At 73.8% G+C, this 16,305-nt stretch carries 12 protein-coding genes; 7 read left to right on the top strand and 5 right to left on the bottom strand.

Annotation, left to right across the window (positions count from 1 at the left end):
- Nucleotides 1-21: 21 nt before the first annotated feature.
- The gene (locus ACZ462_RS08360) at nt 22-999 is read right to left on the bottom strand and encodes a helix-turn-helix domain-containing protein (protein ID WP_467807600.1); all 978 of its coding nucleotides are present in this window, start codon (nt 997-999) and stop codon (nt 22-24) included.
- Between the two features lie 1,454 nt (nt 1,000-2,453).
- On the opposite strand from ACZ462_RS08360, the gene ACZ462_RS08355 reads away from it, so the two are divergent.
- Together ACZ462_RS08355 and ACZ462_RS08350 are read left to right on the top strand one after the other, a co-directional pair.
- Nucleotides 2,454-3,317 carry a protein phosphatase 2C domain-containing protein gene (locus tag ACZ462_RS08355; RefSeq protein WP_467807577.1) on the top strand — a complete coding sequence of 288 codons (864 nt, stop codon included), beginning with the start codon at nt 2,454-2,456 and terminating at the stop codon, nt 3,315-3,317.
- Nucleotides 3,318-4,094: 777 nt separating this feature from the next.
- Nucleotides 4,095-4,457, top strand: a complete 363-nt coding sequence (locus ACZ462_RS08350) for an ATP-binding protein (protein ID WP_467807599.1) — start codon at nt 4,095-4,097, stop codon at nt 4,455-4,457.
- 55 nt (nt 4,458-4,512) lie between these two features.
- Here ACZ462_RS08350 and ACZ462_RS08345 read toward each other — a convergent pair whose 3' ends face one another.
- Both ACZ462_RS08345 and ACZ462_RS08340 read right to left on the bottom strand, forming a co-directional pair.
- Nucleotides 4,513-5,568 carry a DUF2637 domain-containing protein gene (locus tag ACZ462_RS08345; RefSeq protein ID WP_467807575.1) on the bottom strand — a complete coding sequence of 352 codons (1,056 nt, stop codon included), beginning with the start codon at nt 5,566-5,568 and terminating at the stop codon, nt 4,513-4,515.
- A gap of 245 nt (nt 5,569-5,813) precedes the next feature.
- On the bottom strand, nt 5,814-6,653 hold the full coding sequence (locus ACZ462_RS08340; RefSeq protein ID WP_467807574.1) for a (2Fe-2S)-binding protein: 840 nt from the start codon (nt 6,651-6,653) through the stop codon (nt 5,814-5,816).
- Nucleotides 6,654-6,721: 68 nt separating this feature from the next.
- On the opposite strand from ACZ462_RS08340, the gene ACZ462_RS08335 reads away from it, so the two are divergent.
- On the top strand, nt 6,722-7,453 hold the full coding sequence (locus ACZ462_RS08335; protein WP_467807572.1) for a GntR family transcriptional regulator: 732 nt from the start codon (nt 6,722-6,724) through the stop codon (nt 7,451-7,453).
- A 168-nt stretch (nt 7,454-7,621) separates the two neighbouring features.
- Here the strand turns inward: ACZ462_RS08335 and ACZ462_RS08330 are convergent, their stop codons facing one another.
- Both ACZ462_RS08330 and ACZ462_RS08325 read right to left on the bottom strand, forming a co-directional pair.
- Entirely contained in the window at nt 7,622-8,410 is a 789-nt protein-coding gene (locus ACZ462_RS08330) for a hypothetical protein (protein WP_467807570.1), read from the bottom strand.
- A 166-nt stretch (nt 8,411-8,576) separates the two neighbouring features.
- Nucleotides 8,577-10,256 carry a PucR family transcriptional regulator gene (locus ACZ462_RS08325; protein WP_467807569.1) on the bottom strand — a complete coding sequence of 560 codons (1,680 nt, stop codon included), beginning with the start codon at nt 10,254-10,256 and terminating at the stop codon, nt 8,577-8,579.
- A gap of 254 nt (nt 10,257-10,510) precedes the next feature.
- Between ACZ462_RS08325 and ACZ462_RS08320 the strand changes: the two genes are divergently transcribed.
- The 4 genes from ACZ462_RS08320 to ACZ462_RS08305 all read left to right on the top strand — a co-directional run bounded on the left by ACZ462_RS08320 (nt 10,511) and on the right by ACZ462_RS08305 (nt 16,240).
- A complete protein-coding gene (locus ACZ462_RS08320) occupies nt 10,511-11,404 on the top strand; it encodes an FAD binding domain-containing protein (protein WP_467807567.1) in 894 nt (297 codons plus the stop codon).
- 2 nt (nt 11,405-11,406) lie between these two features.
- The gene (locus tag ACZ462_RS08315; protein ID WP_467807566.1) at nt 11,407-12,012 is read left to right on the top strand and encodes a (2Fe-2S)-binding protein; all 606 of its coding nucleotides are present in this window, start codon (nt 11,407-11,409) and stop codon (nt 12,010-12,012) included.
- Nucleotides 12,013-12,014: 2 nt separating this feature from the next.
- A complete protein-coding gene (gene pucD / locus ACZ462_RS08310) occupies nt 12,015-14,417 on the top strand; it encodes a xanthine dehydrogenase subunit D (RefSeq protein WP_467807564.1) in 2,403 nt (800 codons plus the stop codon).
- Between the two features lie 356 nt (nt 14,418-14,773).
- Complete coding sequence (locus ACZ462_RS08305; protein ID WP_467807562.1) at nt 14,774-16,240, top strand: NCS2 family permease; 1,467 nt, start codon at nt 14,774-14,776, stop codon at nt 16,238-16,240.
- The last annotated feature ends 65 nt before the right edge of the window (nt 16,241-16,305 follow it).

The raw sequence follows: 16,305 nt of genomic DNA, 5'->3' as shown, positions 1-16,305 counted from the left end.
CAGCCGGTTGGGCAACACCCCCTAGCGGGACACCCAGCCCCGCTCGTGCGCATGCCAGCCCAGCTGAAGCCGGGTCGTGACCCCGGCCAGCTCCATCAGGCCCTTCACGCGCCGCTGCACCGTCCGCAGCCCCAGCTCCAGGTGCTTGGCCACGCTCGTGTCCGTCATCCCGGCGAGGAGGAGCGTGAGGATCTCCAGGTCCGTGTCGTCCGGCACCTCCGCGGACTCCTGCGGAGCCCCCGTCGCGCCCAGCCGCAGCGGCATCGCCTCGCGCCACACCGCCTCGAACAGCCCCGCCAGCGACTCCAGCAGCCCCGACGCGTGCACCATCAGCACCGTGGGCTCCGCCGCGCGCCCCGTCAGCGGCACCATCGCGAGCGACCCGTCCGCGATGACGAGCCGCGTCGGCACCCGCTCCGTCACCCGCACCAGCTCGCCGCGCGCCAACGCGGTCGACGCCTCGCGGATCCCCGACGGCAGGCCGAGCACCTCCCGCTCGATCACCACCCGGTACGCCACCCCGCGCACCGCCGCCCTTTCCTCCTCCGGGTTGTCCCCCGCGGCCACGACCTGCGGGCGGGCGCTGACCAGCGCGCACACCTCCCGCTCCGCACCCGCCTGGAGCTGGCGGAACCGGTGCGCGACCGCGCTCGCGCCCGTCACCACCTCCACCAGGTCGTGCACCGTCGGCTCCGCCGGCTCCGCCCGGTACTCCTGCGCCAGCAGCTCCGCCGCCAGCTCCGCCTCCTCCAGCTCCTGCCGCTGCCGCGACAGCAGCGCCCCCAACGCCACCGCCGGCGGAGCCGCCACCCAGCGGCCCGGCCGGGCCGACGACTGCGCGGCCAGGCCGTGCCGCTCCAGATGGCGCAGCGCCCGCTCCGTCTGCCGCACCGGCAGCGCCAGCCGGTGCGCCAGATCGGGCACCTCCGCCGCCCCCAGCGCCACCAGTGCGCGGTACGCCGACTCCTGCCCCTCGTCCAGGCCGATCGCGCTCAGCAACCCGTCCACCCCCACCTTTCGCCCACGGTCCACCCCTCCTGCGTGGCTGTCCGGCCGACCGGATGCGCGGTCGGCCGCTGCTGCCTGTGTGGCCGGCCGCCTCGCTGCCCGCGTGACCGCCCGGCCGGCTGGCGGGAAGCGGCCACGGCGCAAACCCGCCGCGGACATCATCACCGGATGGTCCGCCCCCGTGACAAGGGCGGACGGGAGCAAGCAGTGTGGGCGGGGCGTGTGCGTGGGTCGGGATGCGTGCCGGTGTACGAGCGGAGGGGCGTATACCGCCCCGCCCGGGGGTGTTGCCGGGACTACTCATTTCGTGAGTTCCGCGTTTTCCGGGGCGGAGGCGCGCCGAGAATAGCCGCATGAGTCAGCGGGGTGCGGACGACTGGTGGCAGAAGCTGTACGGGGAACCCGACACGGGAGCGGACCCCGGGCCGGGCAGCGGGGGCGCGGAGGCCGACACCGCGCCGGTCGGCCCTGCCCCGGTTGACCCCGCCGCGGTCGACACCCTGGAGTCCCGGTTCCGGGCCGCGGCCAACCTCGTGTCCCCGGTGCCTGCCGTCTCTCCGCCGACGGCGGCACCCGCAGCGCCGCCGACAGGAGCACCGGCGGAACGCACCGGGCAGGAGCAGCCGCCCGCCGCCGTTCACACCGAGGCCCCGCCGACGGTGCCGGCGCAGCACCGCCCGCCCGCCGTGCCTCCGCCCCCGGACGTTCCGCCGCCACGCACCCCCGCCCCGCCGACGGCGCCGCCCGCCCCGCCGCAGGCCGGGGGGCCGGGGGGCAACGCCGGCACGCCCGTACCGCCGATGCCGCCGGCGCGGCCGACCGCCGACACCCCTGCCGCGGCGGGACCGCCACCCCCCGCCGAACCTCCCGCTGCGGGACCCGTCCCCCCACCGAGGCCGCCGTCCCCGCCTGCCGCCGACGGCTACGGGGCGCCGGCTCCGGCGCAGGGAGGGGGGCTCCCGGCTGAATCGCCGAGTAGGGGATTCGTCTTGCCGTCGTCACCGCCGTCACCGTCACCGCCGTCGCCGTCGTCACCGCCGTCGCCGTCACGGCTGCCGTCGTCTGCGGCTTCCGGGCCGGTGGCGGGCTCGCCGGGCGGGTGGTTCGCCCCGTCGCCCGTGCCGCCGCCGGGTGCTGCGCCTTGCGCCGCCGGTCCGGGAGCCGCGGTGCCGGGGCCGCCGAGTGACGGCTCGCCGCCGGTCGCCCCGCCGCCGGTCGCGCCGCCGTCCGATCTCCCGCGGGATCCGCGGGAGGGCGGGAGCACCGGGTACGGACTGGGGGATGTCACCGTGCCTCCCGTGCTGCCCGTTCCCCCCGCGCCGCGGCCGCCGCGCGTGGTGCCGCCTCCCCCCGCGTCCGCGCCGCGGGGGCAGGGCGATGTCTTCGGTCCCGCCCGGCCCGCCCCGGGCCCGCCCGCTCCCGGCGCGGGGCCCGACCGGCCTACCGTGCGGCACCTCGGCGACCGTGCGCCGACGTATGCCCCGGAGCCCGGGGCGCTGCCGCTCGCCGATCCCGGGGCGCTCGACGACCTCGTACCGGACACCGTCCTGGAGGGCGCCCGGCACGGTGTGTGCACCCTGCGCGCCGCCTCGGTCCGGGGGGACTCCGCCCGGTACCGCGGTGAGGCCCGCCGGGACCACCTGCTCACCGCCCGCTTCGGCACCGGCGACGACGCGCTCGTGTTCGTCGCCCTCGCCGGCGGCGACCGCGCCGCCGCCGGTGCGGCGGAGGCGGCCGCCGAGCTGGTCCACTGGATCGGCGCGGCCGTCGGCCGCAGCCAGGCCCGGCTCGCCGACGACATCCGCTCCGGCCGGCGTGACGCCCTCCGCTCCGGGCTCCAGCGGCTCACCGACCGCGGATACGGCCGGCTGCGGGCCCGCGCCGCCGAACTCGGGCATCCGGAGGACGCGTACACCGCCGGGCTGCGGGCGCTGTTGCTGCCGATCGACCCCGAGTGCCGGACCCGCGTCTGCTTCGGGGCCGGGTCGGGCGGGGTGTTCCGACTGCGGGGCGGCGGGTGGGAGGACCTTGAGCATGCCGAGGCGGCCGGCGCCGATCCCGAGGACGGCATGGATGCCGGGCCGGGTTTCCGGTTCCGCGCCGCCGTCGCACGGCCCGGTGACACCCTGCTGCTGTGCTCCGGCGGTTTCGCCGACCCGCTGCGGGAGGAGGAGCTGCTGCCGGCTGAGCTCGCCGTTCGGTGGTCCGACCCCGAGCCGCCGGGCCTGGCGGCCTTCCTCGCCGACACGCAGCTCCGGGTCAAGGGGTACGCCGACGACCGGACGGCCGCGGCTGTGTGGGAGGGGTGAGGGAGCCCGACGGCGCAGGCGTGCTGCGGTGGGCGGTCCCCGGGGCGGGGTCGGGACGTGACCCGGGGCCAGGGCAGGGGGACTTCGATCCCCGGCCCCGCCGGAGAGGGGCCGGGGGGCTTCGGGCTTGATCGGTGGGGGCGTCAGCCGCGGCCGGCTGCGTCCGTCCGTGGCTTCGGCGTGGATCGGGGTGCCCGGTGTCTTCGGGCGCGGTGCCGGGCGCGCGTTTCCGGTTGTTCTCGGTGCGTACCCGTGCGTCGGCGATTTCGGCATGTTCTTTGTCCGGGAGGGTGGGAGATTTTCTCAACCTCGTGCAGTACGGGGTGGCTGGCGAAGTGGGTTTGTTCGGCAGGTTGTTGTTTTGCGGGGGGTGGAAGCGGGTGGTTGTTTTCGGACGGCCGGGTTCGTGGGGGAGGGGGTTGGATTGTGTCGGTCACCTGTTGGTTCTTCGGGGGGAGGGGCGGTATGGGGTGACCGGATGTGGGCGGGTCGGGGGTGGGGGGCGGCTTGAAGGTCTGGTGGGGGAGGGCCCGCGGATGGCTTGATGCGGGGTGGGTCGCGGGGGCTGCGGGCCAGGCGGCAGGAGTGCGGTGGGTAGTGGAGGGAATGCATTCCGGAGACCTGTTCGACTTTCGAGGTGACGCGGGGGAGGTCGCCGTGCAGGTGGGCGCGAAGGCCGGGAAGCAGTGGCGCAGGGGGCGGCCCGTGCCGCGGGAGCCTGCCGAGAGGGAGGACCGCAAGGCGTCGGGGCCGCCCGTGGCGGAAGTGTCCCGGAGTCTGCGGCGTGCGGACTTCAAGGGCGTGGGGGACGTACGGAAGGCTGTGAGGGAGTTGATGCGGCGGCGGTGTCGGGCCGACGCCGTGGAGACGGCCGAGCTGCTGGTCACCGAACTCGTGACCAATGCCCTCGTGCACACGGAGTGCGGAGCCGAGGTGACCGCGCGGCTTTTCGGCGGTCGGCTGCGGGTCGAGGTGGGTGACGGGGCGGCGGGGCGGCCGCCCAGGCCGTACGTACCGGCCGCCGACGACGGTACGCACGGAAGAGGGCTGGCGCTGGTGGAAGCGCTGGCCGCAGCCTGGGGAGTGGAGACGGGGGCGGGCGGCAAAGTGGTGTGGTTCGAACTGGCGGACGTGGCGTAGGGCGCCCGACACGGCCGAGGGCCCGCCTGGCAGGCGGGCCCTCGGAGCGGAGCTGTCAGCCGAACTGCTGTTCCAGGTCCTTCAGTTTGCGTTCCAGGGAGTCGAGTCGGGGGAGGGTCTGGGTGTCGTCCTCGGCGGTCAGGTCGACCGTTCGGGGGCCCGTCACGTCAGTGTTCACGGCTTGCAGGGAGGGGCGCCGGGGCGGAGCGGGCAGTTGTCCCAGATCCGCTATGGCCGGCTCCGCGCCGACCGGCGCGGAGCCCGCGGCGGAGGCGAGCCCCGCCATGTCGACCTGGCGGCCGCGCGACCGGCCGAAGACGGACGTCCGGTGCTGTCGGCCCAGAGCCTTCAGGCGTGCCCGGTTCAGGCGGTTCTGGTCGCGCCTGCGGAGCCGGTCCGCTTCCCTCTCCCGCCGGTCCTCGCGCACCTCGTCGACGGCCTCGTCCAACGTGCGCACCCCTTCCAGCAGCATCAGCGACCACGCGCCGAACGTCTCCCGGGGAGCCCGCAGCCAGCGGACCATGCGGATCTGCGGCAGCGGGCGCGGGATCAGGCCCTGCTCGCGCAGCGCCGCCCTGCGGGTCTGCTTCAGGGCCCGGTCGAAGAGGACCGCCGCCGACAGCGACATGCCGGCGAAGAACTGCGGCGCGCCGTCGTGCCCGACCCCGCGGGGCGCGTGCACCCAGTTGAACCAGGCCGCTGCGCCCGCGAACAGCCACACCAGCATGCGCGAACCCAGCGCGGCGTCGCCGTGGCTCGCCTCCCGGACGGCGAGCACCGAACAGAACATCGCGGCGCCGTCCAGGCCGAACGGGACCAGGTACTCCCAGCCGCCCGAAAGGTTCAGGTTCTGCCGGCCGAAACCGACCAGCCCGTGGAAGGACAGCGCGGCCGCCACCGCGGCACAGCAGAACAGCAGGACGTAGGAGGCGGTCCCGTACACGGCCTCCTTGCGGCGCCGGCGCTCCTCGCTGCGCTCCCAGGAGTCCTCGGCCGCGGCCTTCTCGCCCTCCCGCTTGCCCCGGGCCAGTACCGCAACTGCCGCAAGTACGCCCAGGATCAACAGGCTGCCGGGCAGCAGCCAGTCCAGCGATATGTCGGTCAGTCTCATGCGGATGTCCCTTGCTTCGCGTATGCGGCCTACCGGGGCCATGGTGGCGCAGGGGATTCGCTTCGCACGCGGGTTTCGGGGCAAGTGGACGCCATCGGGGGCCGTGGCCGCCGGAAAGGGTGTTGTGGCTCGAACTGCCGTATGGGGAATGGGTGTTGTGTTCGAGCGAGGTCGGTCCGGCGGGTGGGAGGGGTGCCTGCGGGGCCGGCCGCGGGCGCGGATCCGGGTGCCGACGAGGAGGAACGTTACGCCGCCGCGCGGGCCGTGAGGCGGGCGATGCGGTCCGCGTCGGACGTGCGGGGGCACGTGACGCACGTGTCCTTCGGGCGGATCGTGTAGAAGAGGCAGCAGCTCGCACGGTCCCGCGTCGGCATGCAGGCCCCGTCGGGCGCCGTGAGCGTACGGAAGCCCGCGCCGCCCGCGTACGGGGCGGTCGAGCCGGGCAGCAGCGCCTCCAGCTCGGCGATCGCCCGGTCCTCCTCGTCCAGCATCCGGCCCACGTACCACAGGCTGGCCACGACATCGTCCGTCGCCATGCCCCACAGGGCGCGCCGCCTGCGCCGCATGCGCGGACCGAAGGCCTCCAGCAGCGGCTCCAGGTGCTGCGCCACCGCCGCGCGCACCTCGGCCCGCAACGCCTCTCCGTCAGGCACGACCCGGGCCCCCGGAAGGCCGGCCGCGGGATCGCCGGGAAGGCAGGCGAAGGTCTCGGTCCGCACGCTCATGATTCCGCCCGCCCGGTGGTACGCGACCTCCTGAAGCCGCGGCACGCGGCGGAGGAGGAACCACGGAGCCGTGATCAGCAGGCAGGCGGGCCAGGCGTAGCGGTGCAGGCCGAACGTGGCGACCACGTCGGGCCGTGCCTCGCGCCCGTAGTCCCGCATGATCTGCGCCTTGTCCCACGCCAGATAGGCCTCCGCGGCGGGGCCGCCCGCCGCGAGCTCGTCCGCGCCGATCCACCCCGCACCGCGGGGGGCGGGCTCGTGCGCGGCGCGCTCGACGACCCGGAGGCCGTCGTACGCCTCCGTCAGCCGTGCGTACGCGCCCGCCAGGGGGGAGGTGGCGGCGGGGGCGGGCGCGGACATGGCGGATCACCGATTCAGTCGAGGGGAATGAAGGTAAGCCTTACCTTAGCTGATACTCGTGGGCTTGTATGCCCTTTTCCCGCCCGATCTCAACTATTCTCCCGACAGGCCGAGACCCAAAGGAGGACCGAGTGCACGAGGCGGCCCACGCGGGGGTGTCGGCGCTGATCCCGACGCAGAAGGTGCTGCGCCATTCCGTCCGGGCGCAGGTACTGGAGGCGCTGCGCGCCGCCCTGGTCGACGGCGAACTGGAGCCCGGGGAGATCTACTCCGGCCCCGCCCTGGCCGAGCGCTTCGGCGTGTCCGCCACGCCGGTCCGCGAGGCGATGCAGCAGCTGGCCCTGGAAGGGGCCGTGGAGTGCCTGCCGAACCGCGGCTTCCGGGTACTGTCGCGCACGCGGCGGGCCCTCGCGGAGCTGGCCGAGGTACGGGCGCTGCTGGAGGTCCCCGTCATGCTGCGGCTGGCCCGGACCGTCGCCCCGGAGACCTGGGTGGCCCTGCGGCCGGCGGCCGCCGCCACCGCCGAAGCGGCCGCGGCCGGGGACCCCGCACGCTACGCGGAGGCCGACCGGGCCTTCCACCGGCAGGTCCTCGGCCTCGGCGGCAACGAGCAGCTCGTCCAGGTGGCCGAGGAACTGCACCGCCGCTCCCAGTGGCCGCTGCCCGGGGCTCCGCGGGTGCGGCGCGCCGATCTCGTCGCCGACGCGGCCGAGCACGCGGCCCTGCTGGAGGCCCTGGTCGCCGGTGAGCTGGCGGCCGTGGAATCGCTGGTGCGGGAGCACTTCGCCGGGACCCCCTGAGCCCGCGTCGTCCGGTGCCGTGCATCGCAAGGCGGAGGGCCGCCCGCGTACTGGGGCGGGTGGGCGGTCCGACAACGCGGCGAGGCGCGGTGCCGGGCGGCGCGGGCCGGGGGAGATTCGAAAGAGACGACCCAGGACCGGGCCGCCCCGGACCGCCGTCCCGTTCAATCAGGCGGGATCCGGCAGGGACGGCCTGGGGTGGAGCTGGTCCGCCAGCCAGGTGGGGATGCCGCCCAGGAGGTGGAACAGGCGGCGGGCCTCGGCGCGCAGTCGGCTGGCCTCCGGTTCCGGTTCGGCCTCGGCGAGCGCCGCCAGGGCCGGTGCGGTGCCGACGAGGAAGCCCAGCTCCTCGCGGATGCGGAGCGACTCCGCGAAGCCCCTGCGGGCCTCCGCCACCTCCCCGTCGCGCAGGGCCAGCGCGGCCAGATGCCGCCAGGTGAACGACAGCAGCAGCGTGTCCCCGTTGGCCGTCGCGCCCGCGTGGGCGCGACGGTAGGCAGGGCGGGCGGACTGGGGGGCGTCCGCCAGGTGCTCGGCTACCAGGCCGCGGCGGAAGTCCAGCAGCGGGCGGGTAGGGGAGGCGGGGGACAGCAGGGCGGCCGCCCGGCCCAGCGCGGAGCGGGCCTCGTCCGCGCGGTCGCGCACCCCCAGGACCGTGGCCGCGTACGCCAGGTGGCCGCGCTCGCAGGCCGCCGCACCGCGCTCGTCGTCGTCCCCGGCCACCGCCTCCGCGACCCGCAGCGCGTCCTCCGCCTCCGACCAGCCCTGGCCGGTGAACAGGCACCGCTCGACCAGCAGAGCGGTCCGCTGCACGGCGGCTCCGGCGTCCTCCTGGTGCGCGGTCAGCAGGGCTGCCGCGTCGGTCCAGCAGCCGCGCGAGCGCAGCCGCCATATCGCCCGCTGGAGGGGGTCGTCCCCCCCGGTGGTTCCGGCGCCGGACATGGCGGTGTCCGCCACATTGCCCTCCCCAAAGCAACCAAGCAGCACGTCTTCGAGCCCTGGGGCGAAATGAGAGCACGGATCCGAGGGTTCGGCCAAGAGGTCGGGTGAACTCTTTCACAAAGTCCGGACACCTCGTCAGCACCGTGCATCCCACACGGAACAACCGGCCCTGCGGAACGCCTCAGCTCATGCGCAGTGCGAGGAAGAAGTCGAGCTTGTCCTCCAGCCTGGACAGGTCGCGGGACGTCAACTGCTCGATTCGCCCGACCCGGTAGCGCAGCGTGTTGACGTGCAGGTGCAGCCGGGTCGCACAGCGCGTCCACGAGCCGTCGCAGTCCAGGAACGCCTCCAGCGTCGGGATGAGCTCCGCGCGGTGGCGGCGGTCGTAGTCCCGCAGCGGGTCCAGCAGCCGCGCCGTGAACGCGCGGCGCACGTCGTCCGGGACGAACGGCAGCAGCAGCACGTGCGAGGCCAGCTCGTGGTGGCCGGCCGCGCACACCCGGCCGGGGCGGGCCGCGGCGACCCGCCGGGCGTGCCGGGCCTCCTCCAGCGCGCCGCGCAGCCCCTCGGCGGAGTGCACCGCCGCGCTGACGCCGAGGGTGAGCCGGCCGTCGTCGGCGAGGCCCGCGCGCAGCGGCTCCCGTACGGTCGCGAGCAGCTCGTCGGCGTGCAGGGCGGCCTCCGCGGCCTTGTCCTCGCCGCCCTCCCCGGTCTGCGCGGGCAGCGGCACCAGGGCGATGGCCTCGTCGCCCGTGTGGGCGACCGCGATGCGGTCCGAGGGCTCCGGCCCGGACACCGACGGGTCGACGAGGATCTCCTCCAGCAGCGACTGCGCCACCGGCCCGCCGGGGATGTCGCCGCCCTCCCAGTCCACCCGGGCCACGACGACCTGCCAGTGCGGGGCCGCGCCGAGCCCCGGCAGCAGCACCGGGGCCGCGACGCGCAGACGGGCGGCGATCTCGGCGGGCGGGGCGCCCGTCTGGACCAGCTCCAGCACCTCCTGCGCCAGGCGGCGGCGCACCGTGCGGGCGGCGTCGCGCCGGTCCCGCTCGACGGCGATCAGCTGGGTCACGCCCTGGAGCAGGTCGAGCCGCTCCGCCGGCCAGTCGCCCGCGTCGGCCTCGACGGCCAGCAGCCAGTCCGACAGCACGCTCTCGCGCACGTCGCGGCCGCCCGGGCCGCCCGGGGCGCGGCCCGCTCCCCTGATCGGGAACAGCGAGTACGCAATACCCTGGAGGGAGATCCGGTGCGGGCCCCTGCGCCCGGTGCGGACCGCCGCGAGGTGCTCGCCGGCCAGGGCCGCACAGACCCCCGGCGGCAGGGGTTCTCCCGCTCCGGCGATCTGCCGGCCCGTGGGGGAGAGCACCCACGCCCGCAGATCGAGGTCGGTGGTGAGCAGATCGAGCACCACGTCCGGCCCGCCGCCCGCAGGACCGGAGGTCATCAGCCGGCGGTGGCGGTCGACGACGGCCGCGAGGTCGCCGGCGCGCTCGCCGGAGACCTGCCGCACCACGTACTCCGTGATGGTGGCGAACGCAACGTCCTCGTTCACCGCGAACAGCGGGAGCCGGTGGTGCCGGCAGGCGGAGACCAGGTCGTCGGGGATGTCGCCCAGCTCGGCCTCGCCCGCGGCGAGGCCGGCGACGCCCGCGCTCGCCAGGATTCGTACGAACGGCTCGGAGTCGGCTGAATTTCTTCGCCAGGCCAGGCCTGTCAGGACGAGTTCGCCGCCGGTGAGGTACCGGCTGGGATCCCTCAGGTCCGTCGTCATGACGCCGCGGACCGTCCGGTCGAGTTCGTCCTCGCCGCCCAGCAGCCGCAGCCCCAGCGCCTCGGTTTCCAGCAGTGCGCGCAGCCGCATGGTGTCGCCGCCGATCTGTCTCGAATGTTGCCGTAGGAAATCGGGCAGGTCAGTGCATCCTGCCTTTCATACGAATCTACAAGACGAGGGAGGCCGCCAGCCAACTCCTTCATGGTTTCGGTGACTGCACCACAAGGACGCCCGGCTTGTGTACTGACTCCACACCGCGTTAACAGCAAGTGAACGACCAGTCGAGGGCCCTTCGGCCTCCTGGCCCCCAAGCGAACGACCCGATTACAAGAAGAGAGCCGCACATGGACTTCCTTCGCCCCGCCAGCTGGGAGGAGGCACTCGCCGCCAAGGCCGAGTACCCCACAGCTGTGCCGATTGCGGGTGGCACCGACATCATGGTCGAGATCAACTTCGACCACCGCCGTCCGGAGTACCTCCTCGACCTGAACCGCATCGGCCTGCTGCGGGAGTGGGAGGTAGGCGAGGAGGTCACCAGGGTCGGCGCCTCCGTCCCGTACACGCACATCATGGAGAACCTGCGCGAGCCGCTGCCCGGGCTCGCGCTGGCCTCGCACACGGTCGCCTCCCCGCAGATCCGCAACCGCGGCGGCGTCGGCGGCAACCTGGGCTGCGCCTCTCCCGCGGGCGACTCCCACCCCGCCCTCCTCGCCGCCGGCGCCGAGGTCGAGGTCGAGTCCGTCCGCGGCACCCGCATGATCCCGATCGACGAGTTCTACACCGGCGTCAAGCGCAACGCGCTCGCCGCCGACGAACTCATCAAGGCGATCCACGTCAGGAACGCCACCGGCCCGCAGCAGTACTCCAAGGTCGGCACCCGCAACGCGATGGTCATCGCGGTGTGCGCCTTCGGCCTCGCGCTGCACCCCGAGACCCGCACCGTGCGGACGGGCATCGGCTCGGCCGCGCCCACGCCCATCCGGGCGAAGGCCGCCGAGGAGTTCCTGAACGCCGCCCTGGAGGAGGGCGGCTTCTGGGAGAACGGCAAGGTCATCACCCCGTCGATCGCCAAGCAGTTCGGTGAGCTCGCCTCAGGCGCCTGCAACCCGATCGACGACATCCGCGGCACGGCGAAGTACCGCCGCCACGCGGTCGGCATCATGGCTCGCCGCCAGCTCGTCTGGACGTGGGAGCAGTACCGCGGCACGAACGGCCGCTCGCTTGAAGGGGCTGCGTAACCATGCGCGTCAATTTCACCGTCAACGGTCGTCCGCAGCAGGCCGACGACGTCTGGGAGGGCGAGTCCCTCCTCTACGTCCTGCGTGAGCGCCTGGGCCTGCCCGGCTCGAAGAACGCCTGCGAGCAGGGCGAGTGCGGATCCTGCACCGTACGCCTCGACGGCGTGCCCGTCTGCTCCTGTCTCGTCGCCGCCGGCCAGGTCGAGGGCCGCGACGTCGTGACCGTCGAGGGCCTGGCCGACTTCGCCCGCAAGCGCGGGGAGCACGGCCACGGCGGCGCCTGCGGCACCGGCGCCTGCGGCGGCGCGGCCGGCGTGTCCGCCGACGAGGCGCAGCGCTGGTCCGCGAAGGGCACCGACTCGCAGACCGGCGAGGGCGTGGAGCTGTCCGGCATCCAGCAGGCGTTCATCGACGCCGGCGCCGTCCAGTGCGGCTTCTGCACCCCGGGTCTGCTGGTCCAGGCCGACGCCCTGCTGGAGCAGAACCCGGACCCGACCGACCAGGACATCCGTGAGGCCCTGTCCGGCAACCTCTGCCGCTGCACGGGCTACGAGAAGATCCTCGACGCGGTCCGCCTGGCGGCCGCCCGCCAGGGAGAGGCGGTCTGACCATGGCCAACACCCGCACCACTCCGTCCGGCACGCCGACGAACGTCTCCCAGAAGCACGCCCAGGGCGGCATCGGCGAGTCCACGCTCCGCCCCGACGGCACCCTCAAGGTCACCGGCGAGTTCGCGTACTCCTCCGACATGTGGCACGAGGACATGCTCTGGGGCCAGACCCTGCGCAGCCCCGTCGCGCACGCCGAGATCGCGGGCATCGACATCTCCGAGGCGCTGGCCGTGCCGGGCGTCTACTCGGTCCTCACCTACGCGGACCTGCCGGCCGAGATGAAGAACTACGGCCTGGAGATCCAGGACACCCCGGTCCTCGCCAACGGCCGGGTACGCCACCACGGCGAGCCGGTGGCCCTCGTCGCCGCCGACCACCCGGAGACGGCCCGCCGGGCCGCCGCCAAGATCAAGGTGGACTACCGGGAGCTGCCGGTCGTCACCGACGAGGCCTCCGCCCTCGCCCCCGGCGCGCCGCTCCTCCACGAGGGCCGCGACGACCACCACGCCGGGCACGTCCCGCACCCGAACATCGTGCACCGCCAGCCCATCGTCCGCGGCAACGTGGAGGAGGCCCGCAAGCGCGCCGACGTCATCGTCGAGGGCGAGTACACCTTCGGCATGCAGGACCAGGCCTTCCTCGGCCCCGAGTCCGGCCTCGCGGTACCCGGCGAGGACGGCGGCGTCGACCTGTACGTCGCCACCCAGTGGCTGCACTCCGACCTCCGGCAGATCGCCCCCGTCCTCGGCCTGCCCGAGGAGAAGGTCCGCATGACGCTGTCCGGCGTCGGCGGCGCCTTCGGCGGCCGCGAGGACATCTCCATGCAGATCCACGCCTGCCTGCTGGCCCTCGCCACGAACAAGCCGGTCAAGATGGTCTACAACCGGTTCGAGTCCTTCTTCGGCCACGTGCACCGCCACCCGGCCAAGCTGTACTACGAGCACGGCGCCACCAAGGACGGCAAGCTCACGCACATGAAGTGCCGGATCGTCCTGGACGGCGGCGCCTACGCGTCGGCCTCCCCGGCGGTCGTCGGCAACGCCTCCTCGCTCTCCGTCGGCCCGTACGTCGTGGACGACGTCGACATCGAGGCGATCGCCCTCTACACGAACAACCCGCCCTGCGGCGCCATGCGCGGCTTCGGCGCCGTCCAGGCCTGCTTCGCGTACGAGGCCCAGATGGACAGGCTCGCGGCGAAGCTGGGCATGGACCCGGTGGAGTTCCGCCAGCTCAACGCCATGGAGCAGGGCACGATCATGCCCACCGGGCAGGTCGTGGACTCCCCGGCCCCGGTCGCCGAGCTGCTGCGCCGGGTCAAGGCCCGCCCGCTGCCGCCGGAGCGCCAGTGGGAGACCGCCGGCGAGGGCGCGGACGTCCGCGCGCTGCCCGGCGGCCTGTCGAACACCACCCACGGCGAGGGCGTCGTCCGCGGCGTCGGCTACGCGGTCGGCATCAAGAACGTCGGCTTCTCCGAGGGCTTCGACGACTACTCCACCGCCCGCGTGCGCCTGGAGGTCATCGGCGGCGAGGCCGTCGCGATGGTCCACACCGCCATGGCGGAGGTCGGCCAGGGCGGCGTCACCGTCCACGCCCAGATCGCCCGCACGGAGCTGGGCGTCACCCACGTGACGATCCACCCCGCCGACACCCGGGTCGGCTCGGCCGGCTCCACGTCCGCGTCCCGGCAGACGTACATGACCGGCGGCGCCGTGAAGAACACCTGCGAGGCCGTCCGCGAGAAGGTCCTCGAGATCGGCCGCCGCAAAAACGGCTCCTACCACCCCGCGTGGGCGACCGCCGAGCTGCTCCTGGAGGGCGGCAAGGTCGTCACCGACGGCGGCGAGGTCCTCGCGGACATCGCGGAGCTGCTGGAGGGCGAGGAGCCCATCGACATGGAGCTGGAGTTCCGCCACCGCCCGACGGCCGCCTTCGACCTCGTCACCGGCCAGGGCGACGGCCACGTCCAGTACACCTTCGCCGCGCACCGCGCGGTCGTCGAGGTGGACACCGAGCTCGGCCTCGTCAAGGTCGTCGAGCTGGCCTGCGCCCAGGACGTCGGCAAGGCCCTCAACCCGCTCTCCGTCGTCGGCCAGATCCAGGGCGGCACCACCCAGGGCCTGGGCGTCGCGGTGATGGAGGAGATCATCGTCGACCCGAAGACCGCGAAGGTGCGCAACCCCTCCTTCACGGACTACCTGATCCCGACGATCCTCGACACCCCGAGCATCCCGGTCGACTACCTGGAGCTCGCCGACCCGAACGCGCCGTACGGCCTGCGCGGGCTCGGCGAGGCCCCCACCCTGTCGTCCACCCCGGCCGTCCTCGCGGCGATCCGGGCGGCGACCGGCCTGGAGCTCAACAAGACGCCCATCCGCCCGGAAGCCCTCACCGGCACCCTCTAGGACGGCGCCCCTCCGGGGGCCTCGCGGCCCCCGGACCGCGAACTCTCCGGGCGGCACGGCAGCGGGGCCCCGCGCCCCCGCCGCGCCGTCCGGAGCAAGGAAGTCCGGGACGCATGCCGCACCGCTCGCGGCCCGTCCCCGGCAGCACCCCCACGCAGGACACGCCGGCACCGGCACCCCGGAGCCGCCGCCAAGTACCGCAGAACCCCCGCAGTACCCGCAGTACACGCAGTGCAATTCGCGTCGCCTCGGGCCGTCACCCCGGGTCGTGCAGCCGAACGGCATTTCCCAAATCCCGCAGCTCTCCTGGAATTCCAGGTGCGGGTGCCCCTTTGAACCTTGGGAGTTTAGGCACCATGACCCAATCGTCTGTGGAGCCCAAGACCACCGCGGAAGAGGCCGGCGACGGCTCTCGCAATCCCGCCGGGCGTTCTTGGCTCGACCGGTACTTCCACATCACCCATAGAGGGTCGAACGTCGGCAATGAGATTCGTGGCGGCGTCACGACCTTCATGGCGATGGCGTACATCCTCCTGCTGAATCCCCTGATCCTCTCCGGCAAGGACGCCGCGGGGGACACCATGAGCCAGAAGGCGCTGATCACCGCCACCGCGTTCGCCGCGGCCGTGACCACCCTGCTCATGGGCTTCGTCGGCAAGGTGCCGCTCGCGCTCGCCGCCGGCCTCTCCGTGTCCGGCGTGCTCGCCTCGCAGGTCGCCCCGCAGATGACCTGGCCGCAGGCCATGGGCATGTGCGTCATGTACGGCGTCGTGATCTGCCTCCTGGTCGTCACCGGCCTCCGCGAGATGATCATGAATGCGATCCCGCTGGCCCTCAAGCACGCGATCACCATGGGCATCGGCCTCTTCGTCGCGCTCATCGGCTTCGTCAAGGCCGGGTTCGTGCACGAGAACCCCGCCCCCGGCGGCGGCCCCGTCACCCTCGGCCCGACGGGCGAGCTGGCCGGCTGGCCGGTGCTGCTCTTCGCCGTCACCCTCCTGCTCATCTTCATGCTGCAGGCCCGCAAGGTCCCCGGCGCGATCCTCATCGGCATCGTCGTCGGCACCGTCCTCGCGGTCGTCCTGAACGCGATCGCGGACATCGACCCGAAGGCCTGGGCCAGCGGCCCGCCGGAGCTGAGCGGCTCCGCGGTCTCCCTGCCGGACTTCTCGCTCTTCGGGCAGGTCGAGTTCGGCGGCTGGGGCGAGGTCGGCGCGATGACCGTCGGCATGATCGTCTTCACGCTGGTGCTGGCCGGCTTCTTCGACGCGATGGCCACCATCATCGGCGTCGGCACCGAGGCCAAGCTGGCCGACGACAAGGGCCGCATGCCCGGCCTGTCGAAGGCCCTCTTCATCGACGGCGCCGGCGGTGCCATCGGCGGCGTCTCGGGCGGCAGCGGCCAGACCGTGTTCGTCGAGTCCGCCACCGGCGTGGGCGAGGGCGCCCGCACGGGCCTGGCCTCGGTCGTCACCGGCCTCTTCTTCGCCCTGTGCATCTTCTTCACCCCGATCACGCAGATCGTCCCCGGCGAGGTCGCCTCGGCCGCGCTCGTCGTGATCGGCGCCATGATGATGCAGAACGCCCGCCACGTGGACTGGGCGGACGCCGCCACCGCGGTGCCGGTCTTCCTCACCGTCGTGATCATGCCGTTCACGTACACGATCACGGCCGGCGTCGCCGCCGGCGTCATCTCGCACGTCGCCATCAAGGTCGCGCAGGGCAAGGCCCGCGAGATCGGCGCGTTCATGTGGGCGCTCACCGCGATCTTCGCGGTGTTCTTCGCGCTCGACCCGATCGAGGGCTGGCTCGGCGTCCACTGACGCGGGCTCCGGCCCTGCCCCTCCACGCATCCGATACTGGAACCGAACCCCCTCCAGGAGGCCCC

Source organism: Streptomyces sp. NPDC031121 (assembly GCF_055570615.1).
The sequence above is the reverse complement of the archived record's forward strand: the minus strand, read 5'-3'. Positions and strand labels throughout refer to the sequence as shown.